Annotated in this window: 11 protein-coding genes; 1 reads left to right on the plus strand and 10 read right to left on the minus strand. The window is 29.8% G+C overall.

Going from position 1 to position 12,406, the window contains the following annotated elements; all coding sequences use genetic code 11:
* Window positions 1–14: 14 nt before the first annotated feature.
* The 6 genes from H8R92_RS04865 to H8R92_RS04890 all read right to left on the minus strand — a co-directional run bounded on the left by H8R92_RS04865 (window position 15) and on the right by H8R92_RS04890 (window position 6,092).
* Window positions 15–230 carry a hypothetical protein gene (locus tag H8R92_RS04865; RefSeq protein WP_022212553.1) on the minus strand — a complete coding sequence of 72 codons (216 nt, stop codon included), beginning with the start codon at window positions 228–230 and terminating at the stop codon, window positions 15–17.
* 78 nt (window positions 231–308) lie between these two features.
* On the minus strand, window positions 309–1,091 hold the full coding sequence (locus H8R92_RS04870; RefSeq protein ID WP_186834917.1) for a Nif3-like dinuclear metal center hexameric protein: 783 nt from the start codon (window positions 1,089–1,091) through the stop codon (window positions 309–311).
* A gap of 20 nt (window positions 1,092–1,111) precedes the next feature.
* Window positions 1,112–1,807 carry a tRNA (adenine(22)-N(1))-methyltransferase gene (locus H8R92_RS04875; RefSeq protein WP_186834854.1) on the minus strand — a complete coding sequence of 232 codons (696 nt, stop codon included), beginning with the start codon at window positions 1,805–1,807 and terminating at the stop codon, window positions 1,112–1,114.
* 149 nt (window positions 1,808–1,956) lie between these two features.
* A complete protein-coding gene (gene rpoD / locus H8R92_RS04880; RefSeq protein WP_022212556.1) occupies window positions 1,957–3,072 on the minus strand; it encodes an RNA polymerase sigma factor RpoD in 1,116 nt (371 codons plus the stop codon).
* Between the two features lie 26 nt (window positions 3,073–3,098).
* The gene (gene dnaG, locus H8R92_RS04885) at window positions 3,099–4,880 is read right to left on the minus strand and encodes a DNA primase (protein WP_186834855.1); all 1,782 of its coding nucleotides are present in this window, start codon (window positions 4,878–4,880) and stop codon (window positions 3,099–3,101) included.
* Between the two features lie 183 nt (window positions 4,881–5,063).
* Window positions 5,064–6,092, minus strand: a complete 1,029-nt coding sequence (locus H8R92_RS04890) for a deoxyguanosinetriphosphate triphosphohydrolase (protein ID WP_186834856.1) — start codon at window positions 6,090–6,092, stop codon at window positions 5,064–5,066.
* A gap of 149 nt (window positions 6,093–6,241) precedes the next feature.
* Here H8R92_RS04890 and H8R92_RS04895 point away from each other — a divergent pair, with 149 nt between their 5' ends.
* Window positions 6,242–7,306, plus strand: a complete 1,065-nt coding sequence (locus tag H8R92_RS04895; protein WP_022212559.1) for a CotS family spore coat protein — start codon at window positions 6,242–6,244, stop codon at window positions 7,304–7,306.
* 45 nt (window positions 7,307–7,351) lie between these two features.
* Here the strand turns inward: H8R92_RS04895 and ppdK are convergent, their stop codons facing one another.
* The 4 genes from ppdK to recO form a co-directional block, all read right to left on the minus strand.
* Window positions 7,352–9,982 carry a pyruvate, phosphate dikinase gene (ppdK, locus tag H8R92_RS04900; RefSeq protein WP_186834857.1) on the minus strand — a complete coding sequence of 877 codons (2,631 nt, stop codon included), beginning with the start codon at window positions 9,980–9,982 and terminating at the stop codon, window positions 7,352–7,354.
* Between the two features lie 229 nt (window positions 9,983–10,211).
* Window positions 10,212–10,850, minus strand: coding sequence for a transcriptional regulator CcpN (gene ccpN / locus H8R92_RS04905; protein WP_022212561.1), 639 nt, complete (start codon window positions 10,848–10,850; stop codon window positions 10,212–10,214).
* 191 nt (window positions 10,851–11,041) lie between these two features.
* Entirely contained in the window at window positions 11,042–11,653 is a 612-nt protein-coding gene (locus tag H8R92_RS04910; protein ID WP_022212562.1) for a DUF4342 domain-containing protein, read from the minus strand.
* 5 nt (window positions 11,654–11,658) lie between these two features.
* Window positions 11,659–12,399, minus strand: a complete 741-nt coding sequence (gene recO / locus H8R92_RS04915; RefSeq protein WP_022212563.1) for a DNA repair protein RecO — start codon at window positions 12,397–12,399, stop codon at window positions 11,659–11,661.
* Between the last annotated feature and the right edge of the window lie 7 nt (window positions 12,400–12,406).

Consider the following 12,406-nt stretch of genomic DNA (forward strand, 5'->3'; position numbering starts at 1 on the left):
AAAACAAATGTTTTTTAGATAAATTGTAAAATTATAAAAAGCATTATTATTATTAACCAACTGTAAAAACTTATGCCAGATAATAAAAGGGTCAATATCATTAAAACCAATACACAAATGCGTGCTCTTGGATTTGGAGTACTTGGTAACTTAGGACTATTTTTAATAGCACAAATTACATCATTAACAGTATCTCTAACCACTTTGCCCCAATCTGTTTTTTTAGACATATGTTCCTCCATAAAAATCTTGCTTATAATTATTTATATGCAAAAATAGAGCGTAAATCGCTCTATTTAAATAAGTATTTATATAAATGTATATGGATCTTTACATTTTTTACTTTCTATAACTTCTACATCCTTAAAATCTTTATATAAACCTTCCATAACCTTTAAGAATATAGTCCACTCTGATCCAAAATGCCCTATATCTATAATGTTTATTCCCATTTCTTTATAATCTGAAGCAAAATGATATGTAGTATCACCTGTTACCACAGTATCTGCTCCCATTGCTACTGCTTTACCTATAAAATCCTGTCCGCTACCATTGATTATTGCAATCTTCTTAGCACTTTCATTACCTTTTACCAATCTTCCATGGTTAATCCCTAATGCTGCCATTACTTTTTTAGCATAATCTTCTATGGAAACTTCCTCTTCTAACAAACCTATTCTTCCTATTCCAGCTTTATTATCTTTAAAATTTACTTCTATAAGCTTACTTTCTTTTAATCCTAATATTTTTGCTATAGTTTCATTCATACCATTTTTAGCACTATCCAAGTTAGTGTGAGCAGAGTATAAGGCTATATCGTGCTTTATAAGCTCCATAATCTTACTTCCCTGTAAAGTATCAGTTGTTATACTACTTGGCTTTCTAAAAATCAATGGATGATGAGTAATAATTAAATCTACGCCATTTATTTTAGCCTCTTCAATAACCTCATTTGTGCAATCAAGAGCAAGTAATATTTTAGAAATACCTCTCTTCTTATCACCTACCATTAATCCTACATTATCAAAATCTTCCTTGATATATTTAGGAGCAAAATCTTCAATTAATTTTATAATATCACTTAATAACATCATAACTATATCACCTTATTTTATAAATAATTCATCATGGAATTTATTATACTAATTTTTTCTTCTACTTCTTTCTTTCTCAAAATAGCACTTTCGCTATCTTCAGATATGAATCCTAATATTTTAGAATAATTTTCTATTTTACTTTCTAGATATTCTTTCATTAAAGGATGTTTTTGTTTTAATAACATTGGACTTACTTCATAATAGATACTGTCTAGTTCAGTTGCATGATCTTCTGCTCTTTTAACCTTAAATAATTCATAATAAACACCTTCATCAAAACATAAATCTTCTTTTATTATTTCATAATTATTTTCATATAAGTATTCTCTTAAAACTTCTGGATTTTGTGCTGGAACTAATATTAATTCTTCTAATGAATTTACCTTTTCTATATCAGCTTCAAGAATATCTCTTATTAAATTTCCACCCATTCCAGCAATAACAACTGAATTAGCTTCTTTAATTTCTAATGGTTTTAGTCCAGAACCTAATCTAAAATCTATTTCATCTCCAACTATACCTTCAAGAATAGCATTTAATTTAGCCTTATCTAAAGGATCCTTATTTATATCACATGCAATTACCTTATCAGCCTTTTCTCTTTCTAAAGCTAAAAGGGGAACATATCCATGATCAGTTCCTATATCTGCTAAACATCCAACTTTATCTAAGCTATCTACTATAAATTCTATTCTTTTACTTACATCCATTTTTCGTACCTCTTTTTCTTCGTATTTTAAAAATATTTATCTACAAAATAAACAATTTAATTTATTAATGTACATTTTAATATTTTTATTTTCTCATTATTTTCCATGAATCACAAAACATAAAAATTAGCACCACAAGGTGCTAATTCTTAATCTAAATAATCTTTTAATTTCTTACTTCTAGATGGGTGTCTTAATTTTCTTAAAGCCTTTGCTTCAATTTGTCTAATTCTTTCTCTAGTTACATTAAATTCTTTTCCTACCTCTTCTAATGTTCTTGCTCTTCCATCATCTAATCCGAATCTTAATCTAAGTACTTTTTCTTCTCTAGGTGTTAATGTATCTAAAACATTGATTAATTGTTCCTTTAACATTGTAAAAGCTGCAGCTTCAGCTGGTGCTGGTGCATCATCATCAGGTATAAAGTCTCCTAAGTGTGAATCTTCTTCCTCACCTATAGGTGTTTCTAATGAAACAGGCTCTTGAGCTATCTTTTGAATTTCTCTTACCTTTTCTACAGGTAAATCCATAACTTTTGATATTTCTTCAGGGAATGGATCTCTTCCTAATTCTTGAAGTAATTGTCTTTGTACTCTTATAAGCTTATTTATAGTTTCTACCATGTGTACAGGTATTCTAATAGTTCTAGCTTGGTCAGCTATAGCTCTTGTTATCGCCTGTCTAATCCACCATGTAGCATAAGTAGAGAATTTATATCCTTTTCTATAATCAAACTTCTCTACAGCTTTAATTAAACCTAAATTTCCTTCTTGAATTAAATCTAAAAATAACATTCCTCTACCAACATATCTTTTCGCAATACTAACAACAAGTCTAAGGTTAGCTTCTGCAAGTTTTTTCTTTGCATATTGGCTTCCTTCTTCTATTTTCTTAGCTAATTCTATTTCTTCTTCTGAAGAAAGTAGTGGCACTTTACCAATTTCCTTAAGATACATTCTTACAGGATCATCAATTGCAACACCTTCTGGTATTGATAAATCTAATTCTAATTCTTCTTCTTCAACACCACTAACTTCGTTCATATCTCCTTGAACTTCAATTCCCATTGATTCAAGAACTTCATAAATCTTTTCAATTTGTTCAGGTTCTAAATCTATATGGTCTATTTCATCCATTATTTCCTTATATGTTAGTATACCACTCTTTTTACCTTTTTCAATTAAACTCTTAACAATAACCATTTTATTAGTTCTATCTTTATTTTCTTTTACCTTAGCTACGTTTGCTTTTGTTTTTCCTTCCACTAATCAATTACCTCCTTCATGACCACTTACCCTCTTTTTCCATTATTTAACCGTTGCATTAATTGTGATAATTTAATAGCTAATTTAATGGACTCTTCTACCTCGCCTTTACCTTCTAATACCTTTTGTTGTCTTTTTAAGTTTTCAATTTCAATTTTTAAATTTTGAGTTTTTATTTCATTAATAAAATCATCAATTTGCTTATTAACATCACCATCTAAGAATATTTTGCATTCTTTAATTTTTACTAGTTCTGCAATTGTTTCTGCAGAATCTAATTTGGACTCTAAGTAAGATATAATATTATTAATATTTTCCCCTCTACCCTCAATAATAACAGTGAAAATTTGTTTATGTTCTTCCAAAATAAAGTCTTTTTCAGATATTCTTTCCATTATATAGAATAAATACTCTGCTTCTATAATCATAAACTTAAGTAATGATCTTTCTGCCTTTATATATCCTGCTTCAGCATGTATTTTTTTTTCACTTTCTCTACTAAATCTGTTTTTGCTATTTTCCATAGCACCATTTAGCTTTTTACCTAAAATATCATATAAAGCTTGCTCTTTAATTCCTGTATTTTCAGATGCCTTTTTTATGTATACATCTTTTTCTAAAGGATTTAGATCTGCAATAATTTCCATAACATTTTGTGAATATTTAATTATTGCTTCAGTATTTCTAAAATTAATACCTTCTTCAGCTTTTCTAAGCCTATAATCTATCAAGGGCTCTGCTGAATTTACTAATTTTAAAAATGCTTCCTTACCATTACTTTTTATGAATTCATCTGGATCTTTACCTTTTGGTATCGATAAAACTCGTACATCAAAGCCTGCATTCCTAAGTATTTCAAGTCCTCTCATAGTTGCCATTTGTCCTGCCATATCAGCATCATATGATATTACTACCTTATCGGCATATCTCTTTAATAACCTAGCCTGATTGATGGTTAGTGCTGTTCCTAAAGAGGCTACTACATTAGTTATTCCACTTTGATATAAAGCAATTAAATCCATATAGCCTTCAACTATAATAAAATATCTTTCTTGCATATTGCTTTTTAAAGCAAAATTCAAACCATATAAATTAGTTCCTTTTTGAAAAACTAAAGTTTCTGGTGAATTCAAGTATTTAGGCTTTGAGTCATCTAAAACTCTTCCTCCAAACCCTATAACCTTTCCTCGATAATCAAACACAGGAAACATTACACGATTTCTGAACCTATCATATTTTCTACCTTTTTCCGCGTTAATAGATATTAATCCTGCTTCAGTCATAAGTTCTTCAGAAAAACCTCTTTTTCTTAAGTGATAAATAAGACTGTTCCAACTATCATTTGAATAGCCTAAACCGAACCTCTTTATAGTTTCAATCTTTACTCCTCTATTTAAGAAATATTCTTTAGATTTTTGATTATTCATTAAATTTGAAAAGAAAAATCTTGCTGCCTCTACATTTATCTTATATAACAAATCTTTTTTTTGTGCAGTCTTATTATTTTCTTTATTACCAAAATCTAAATGTATATTTGCCCTATCTGCAAGATATCTTACAGCTTCTAAAAATTGCATATTTTTTGTCTTCATGACAAATGAAATTACATTACCTGCTTCACCACATCCAAAACATTTATAAATCTGTTTTTCCTGTGATACAGAAAAGGATGGGCTTTTTTCATTATGAAATGGGCATAATCCACTAAAGCTTCTTCCTGTCTTTTTTAACTTAACAGTTTCTGAAATAATATCTACTATATCATTTTGTTCTTTAATTTTTTGAATAATTTCTTCTGAAATCTGCAAGGAGATTCCCCTCCCTACTTTATATTTAAATTAATGCACATTATATAATTCGACATATTTTAATAAATTCCTTCTCAATTTATTTAAAATTTATTATTATGATTTTTTAATCATAAATACTTATAAAACTTTATATTTTATAACATATATTCTACCCTAAAACTCTATTTTAAACTGATTTTTCTAAAAAATTACAAACTTAGGTACATAAATTTTATTAAAGGTTGCTAAGCAATAATCATCACTCATTCCTGCAATATAATCTGCTACAGCTCTTTTAGTTCCTTCACTCTCTTCTATTTTTTTATATACATCTGGCAGTTCATTAGAGTTTTTAACATAGTAATTAACTAACTGCTCTAATACAAATTTAGCTTTATTTCTCTCTTCTTTTAAATGTGCACCTAAATATATATTTTTAAACATAAATTTTCTTAATTCAATCATAGCTTCTTTAACTTCTTTGCTTTGAGCTACACCATATTTACCATCACCAATATTCTTGATTGTCTCTTTAATAATATCATTTACTAAAGTATCTATTCTTTCTGAACGGCTATTTCCTAATACGCGTATTATTTCTTTGGGCAAAGATTCCTCAGTTAAAAGTCCTGCTCTAATAGAGTCATCAATATCATGATTTAAATAGGCTATTTTATCACTATACCTAACTATACGACCTTCTAAAGTCTTTGCTTCTGAGGTACTTTCCCCCAGCCCGCTATGATGAAGTATTCCATCGATAACTTCTTCTGTCAAATTAAGACCTCTTCCATCATTCTCTAATCTCTCCACTACTCTTACACTTTGTTCGTTGTGCCTGAACCCTTCATCTAAAAAAGCATTTAACACTTCTTCTCCATTATGAGCAAATGCTACATGCCCTAAATCATGTCCTAAAGCAATGGCTTCTATCAAGTTTTCATTAAGACCAATACCAACTCCTATAGTTCTTGCAACCTGTGAAACTTCTAGTGTATGCGTAAGCCTAGTTCTATAATGATCTCCAAAGGTCTTTATATATACTTGAGTTTTATGCTTTAACCTTCTAAAAGACTTTGAGTGAATTATTCTATCACGATCGACCATAAAACAAGTTCTAACGTTGTCACTTTCTTCTGTTACCTTTCTTCCAGAACTATTTTTACTGAAAGTTGCTTCTCTTATTAATGTCAAGTCCTCAAACTTTTCTATTTTTTCACGTATTATCATTTAACTCACCTCAAAGTAATTTATTCTATAAGTATCTCAAAATTCCTCTATTATTATATAAATAATATATACATCCTAATGAATGTATATGTATATTTCCAATATAATTCTAATATTATTATAATGAATATTGATGAAGGAGTTTTAATATGATAAATTCAGAAAATTCTTCAATAGATGAACTTTTGACAATTGATACTATTAAAAATAATATTTTACCTAAATATTCTATATATAATGCTGATATAAATACTGTTAAAATCAAAGATACCACTAAGCAACGGGCTGTATTTAAGATAAATTATAATAATAATTGCTATTGTATAAAAAAGGTTTATTATGATGAAGCAAATCTTTTATTTGTGTATTCTGCTATGGAATGGCTATATAGAAACGGTATTAAAGTCCCAAAACTTCTCCCTGCAAATAATGGTAATAGGTTTGTTATATATAATAACATGTTATTTATTTTAACTTATTGGGTAGAAGGAGACAAGTGTGATTTTGATAATATTAATCATCTTTATTTATCATCTAAAACTCTTGGCAAAATACATAAAACAAGTAAGAATTTTACTCCAATTTTTGGCAGTGTCAAAAGACAATCTTTAGATGATTACCACCTTACACTAACTAAACATTTAAATTCAATTTTGAAATGTGCTAATTTAGCTAATAATTATCAGGATAAGTTTTCTAAAATATTTCTGAAAAATTTAGACTACAATTTAGAACTTGCCAAACTTGCCCTTTCTTTTACTTCATCTATGGATAAAGATGATTTATCCACCTCGCTTTGCCATGGTGACTATGTAAATAAAAATATAATAATTAATAAAGATTGTATATGGATAATAGATTTTGATAAATGTTCTTATGATTATTGCTCACATGATATCGCCTATTTCTTAAGAAGATTATTAAAACGTCCATCTTCTAACTGGAGCACTTATCTTACTTTAAAAGTTATTGATTCATACTTAGAAAATAATTCTTTAACTGAATCTGATTTTAAATATATTTTAGCTTATATTGCTTTTCCTCAAAAATTTTGGAAAATCTCAAGAGATTACTATAACAATATCAAGAAATGTAATCCTATTTCCTTTTGCACATTGCTTGAGAAAGGCTTAGAAAGAAGTGAAACTCAATTAGATTTTATCTATAGACTTGTTCGAATTTTAAAAGATAAATATTCCATAAATATTTTATAAAATTAATAAGAGACTATATCATTTCTAATATAGTCTCTTTATTAATTATCTAGGATTTTTAACTTGAGCTTGTGCAGCAGCAAGTCTTGCTAGAGGTACTCTAAATGGTGAGCATGATACATAATCTAAACCAACATTATGACAGAATTCAACTGAAGATGGGTCTCCTCCATGTTCACCACAAATACCTAATTTAATACTTGGTCTTGTAGCTCTTCCTTTTTCTGCTGCCATCTTAACAAGTTGACCTACACCAACCTGATCTAATTTAGCAAATGGATCTTGTTCATAAATCTTTCTTTCATAATAATCATTTAAGAACTTACCTGCATCATCTCTTGAAAAACCAAAAGTCATTTGAGTTAAATCATTAGTACCAAATGAGAAAAACTCAGCTTCTTTAGCAATCTCATCAGCTGTTAATGCAGCTCTAGGTATTTCAATCATTGTACCTACGTGATATTCTAATGTAACACCCTTTTCATTCATTACAGCCTTAGCAGTACTATCAACAATATCTTTAACAAACTTAAACTCTTTAACTTCACCAACTAATGGAATCATTATTTCTGGTACTATATCATACCCTTTTTCATTCTTAACTTCTATAGCAGCTTCTATTACAGCTCTAGTTTGCATTTCAGCTATTTCTGGATAAGTTACAGCTAATCTACATCCTCTATGACCAAGCATAGGATTGAATTCATGTAATCCCTCCACAGTAGCTTTTAATTCATCGAAATCTAATGACATCTGTCCTGCAAGTTCTCTGATTTCTTCATCACTATGAGGAACAAATTCATGTAGTGGTGGATCTAAGAATCTAATAGTTGCTGGTCTTCCTTCCAAAGCTTCATACATGGCCTTAAAATCTCCTTTTTGCATTGGAAGAAGTTTTCCAAGTGCTCTTCTTCTTTCTTCTTCTGTTTTAGCAACAATCATTTCTCTCATTGGCATAATTCTATCTTCATCAAAGAACATATGCTCAGTCCTACATAATCCAATACCTTCTGCACCAAATTCAACAGCTTGCTTTGTATCCCTTGGAGTATCAGCATTAGTCCTAACTTGAAGCTTTCTTATCTCATCTGCCCAAGACATAAATGTTGCAAAATATCCTGATATTTCTGGAGTAACAGTCTTAATTGCTTCTCCATAAATATTACCAGTTGACCCATCAATAGAAATATAATCCTTGTCAGTATATACCTTACCTCCAACTTCTAAAGTTCTCTTTTCTTCATCTACTTTTAATTCTCCACATCCAGCTACACAACAAGTACCCATACCTCTAGCAACAACAGCAGCATGTGATGTCATTCCTCCACGAACTGTTAAAATACCTTCAGCAGCTATCATACCTTCGATATCTTCTGGTGAAGTTTCAAGCCTTACTAAAACTACCTTTTCACCTTTCTCTGCTCTTTCCTTTGCTTCTTCTGCTGTGAAAGCTATCTTTCCACAAGCAGCACCTGGTGAAGCTGGTAATCCCTTAGCTATTTCCTTAGTATTTTTAAGTGCTGAAGCTTCAAAGGTTGGATGTAAAAGTGAATCTAATTGTTTTGGTTCCACCTTTAAAATAGCTTCTTCTTTACTTAACATACCTTCTGAAACTAAGTCAACAGCAATCTTCAAGGCTGCTTGAGCTGTTCTCTTACCATTTCTTGTTTGCAAGAAGAATAACTTTCCTTCTTCAATGGTAAATTCCATATCCTGCATATCTTTATAATGATTTTCAAGTTTATTAACTATATCAATAAACTGTTTATACAAAGCTGGATTTTGCTCATTTAATTTAGTGATTGAAAGTGGTGTTCTAATACCTGCAACAACATCTTCTCCTTGTGCATTCATTAAATATTCACCATATATTCCTTTTTCACCTGTAGCTGGATTTCTTGAAAAAGCAACACCTGTTCCAGAAGTATCTCCCTTGTTACCAAATACCATCTCTTGAACATTAACTGCTGTTCCCCATTCCCCTGGAATATCATTAAGTCTTCTATAAACTATTGCTCTTGGATTATCCCATGATCTAAATACAGCAGTTATAGCTTCAACTAATTGTTCCTTAGGATCTTGTGGGAAATCTTTTTTCATTTCCTTTTTATATAAATCCTTAAATTTAACCACCAATTCCTTCAAATCATCTGCTGTTAATTCAGTATCATAATGAACACCTCTCGCCTCTTTCATTTCATCAATGATATTTTCAAATAGCCTTTTTTCAACACCCATTACAACATCTGAAAACATTTGCACAAAACGCCTATATGAGTCGTAAGCAAACCTTGGGTTATTTGTTTGCTTTGCTACCACTTCCACTGCTTCATCATTCAAGCCAAGATTTAAAATAGTATCCATCATTCCTGGCATAGAAACTCTTGCACCTGACCTTACAGATACTAATAGTGGATTTTCTAAGCTTCCAAATTTTTTACCTGTTATTTCTTCTAATTTTGCAATATGATTTTGAATTTGTTCAAGAACTTCTTCTGAAATTACTTTTCCATCATTATAATATTTATTGCAAGCCTCAGTTGTAACAATGAATCCTTGTGGAACAGGAATTCCTAATATGGTCATTTCTGCTAAGTTTGCTCCTTTACCTCCAAGTAGGTTCCTCATTGTTTCATTTCCCTCTTTGAAAAGGTAAACATACTTTTTATTATTCATCTCAATACTCCTCCGATCATTTTAATCTATAAATGTATATACTATCGAAGCTTAGCTCCGTAGCGCACTTAAGTATAAAAGCTTTCATAAGCCTTTATTTTGAGAGTAATAATAAATACTTATAAATAAACTATTTATAAGTATTTAAATTAGCTAAAAGCCACTATTAAATAGCTCTTATCCTACGTATGATATAAACCCTTTTCTTTTGCAGTTAATTTTATTAACCTTAGTTCTCTTCCCCTAATCCTGCAAATAGTTTTGTAATATTTGTCTTTGACATCTTACCAACTATCTTAATTACTTCCCTAGAACCATCATCACTTTTTACCTTTTCAACAATTGGTATACTGTCTATTTCATGTTCTATTATTTTTTTAGCTAGAATTATTGCACTATCGTCCCTGCTACCACATATTATGTTAGGCATTCTTGTCATTATTACACCTACAGGTACCTTATGAATATCAGTGCCACCAATAGCTATCTTTAAGAAATCCTTTCTAGACACTGCTCCAACTAAAGCATCATTATTTTCTACAAATAAAGTTCCTACATCGTTTAAAAATAAATATACTATCGCATCGTAAACCATAGTATTTTCATTAACGGTTACAGGCTTTGACATTACGTCTCCTGCTCTTATTTTTAGTAGGTTTTCCAAAACATCTCCATTGGTTTTTCGTCCTAAATAAACATATCCTACTTTAGGTCTTGCATCTAAAGTCCCTGTCATTGTTAGTATAGCCAAATCTGCTCTTAAAGCTGCCCTAGTAACACCTAGTTTTTCGGCTAAATTTTCACTAGTTATAGGCTGTCCCTCTTTGACTAACTTTATTATTTCCTCTTGTCTTTGTGAAAATTTCAAATTAATCCCTCTTTCTAAACAAATAGAAATATTCAGATAACTTTTATATTTTCATATTTACAGTATAATTATAACATTTTATCTTTTTTTTTCTATGCTGATTTTTCTGAAAATTCAATCAAATTATCTGAATACATATAGTTTATCATTATTTCAAATGAAATATCTCTATTTTTCTTTTATTTTCTTCGCTATTCTTTTTTATCATCTATATCTTCAAATTTAACAGTGTAAGTAAACGTATTTTCACCTAGGTCTGTATCCTTATTTTTTGAAGTACTACTGCCTATATCTACATTAATATCTTCAAATTTTTCTTTTACTTTTTCTGTTAAGTCTGCTGCTTTTTCTTTTACATCATTAACAGTCTTGGTAATGTATTTGTTTACGACTTCTACATTTCCATCACTCTTTGTTATTTCAATAGTAACTTGCGTTACCACCGCAGCCACTACTACAAAAGCTAAGATTGGTGGAATTATGATACTGATTATACCAGCTGCAATTCCTGCATTTACTGGAACATCAACTAATACCTTTTCATCCTTTGATACTCTTATTCTAGATATATTTCCCTTGTTAATAAGTTCTTTAAGCCATACCTTAAATTCTTCAATAGTTTCTGTAGTATTATTTCCTGCCATTTTATCATTAGAGGAATTTTCATTTTTCATTTCATCTTCTAAAAGAATAATTGCATCTAAAACATCGCCTTTAGTATGCTCTAATGTTTCTTTTGCCTTAGCATAAGATACTCCTGTCCTTTCCCTTACCTGATCAACTTTTTCAAGTGTTATTTCCATACCTATCACTCCTTTATATAACTTAACATTTCCAAGCTCTTTGGTCTTTTAGAGTAATTATTAGCAATTATATTAGTAACCACTCTTTCCATCTGCTTTTTTATTTCATTATTTACGTTTAGCCTATATACTTTATCCATTGGTGTATTCTTTAAAAATCTCAATGCATTATATGCAGGTTTACTGATAAAAAAACCATATTCTTTATTGCATTCATCACAAACTCCACCATAATGTGATAATGATATATAATCAGCTACTGCTATCTTATTTTTACAAATACAACATTTATCTAACTCTAAGTTATATCCTGTTGCTTCTAAGAGCCTTAGTTCAAATGCTCTTACCAGTAGCTCATAATCTAGTACATCTGTATTTAATAAATAAAGACAGACCATAAATTCTTTAAATAGTGTAGCATTTGTTTCATCACTTTCTACACATATATCAATTAGTTCACATAAATAAGATGAATATGTTAACTTTTCCAGATTATTCAATAACCCTTGGAATGAATTTATTATTTTTCCTTCCTGAAGATTATATAAATTCTTGCCTTTAAATAACAGATATTCACCAAAACATAGAGGTAGTGTAACTGATAAAAGCTGGCTTTTACTTCTCTTTGCACCTTTAGCTATACAAGTTACCTTACCTAACTCCTCTGTATACATCCATAGCAGTTTATCATTTTCCTTGTAATCTTGTACTTTTATAATGACTCCCTTAGTTTTTACCAGTGCCAAAACTGTC

The sequence above is a fragment of the Clostridium lentum genome (genome assembly GCF_014287815.1).
Classification (GTDB): domain Bacteria; phylum Bacillota; class Clostridia; order Clostridiales; family Clostridiaceae; genus Clostridium; species Clostridium lentum.

Excerpts from the sequence above, each read along its gene's own strand:
- H8R92_RS04865 (WP_022212553.1), bottom strand. The coding sequence starts at position 230 with ATGTCTAAAAAAACAGATTGGGGCAAAGTGGTTAGAGATACTGTTAAT.
- H8R92_RS04870 (WP_186834917.1), bottom strand. The coding sequence starts at position 1,091 with ATGTTATTAAGTGATATTATAAAATTAATTGAAGATTTTGCTCCTAAA.
- H8R92_RS04875 (WP_186834854.1), bottom strand. The coding sequence starts at position 1,807 with ATGGATGTAAGTAAAAGAATAGAATTTATAGTAGATAGCTTAGATAAA.
- H8R92_RS04890 (WP_186834856.1), bottom strand. The coding sequence starts at position 6,092 with ATGATAATACGTGAAAAAATAGAAAAGTTTGAGGACTTGACATTAATA.
- H8R92_RS04895 (WP_022212559.1), top strand. The coding sequence starts at position 6,242 with ATGATAAATTCAGAAAATTCTTCAATAGATGAACTTTTGACAATTGAT.
- ppdK (WP_186834857.1), bottom strand. The coding sequence starts at position 9,982 with ATGAATAATAAAAAGTATGTTTACCTTTTCAAAGAGGGAAATGAAACA.
- H8R92_RS04910 (WP_022212562.1), bottom strand. The coding sequence starts at position 11,653 with ATGGAAATAACACTTGAAAAAGTTGATCAGGTAAGGGAAAGGACAGGA.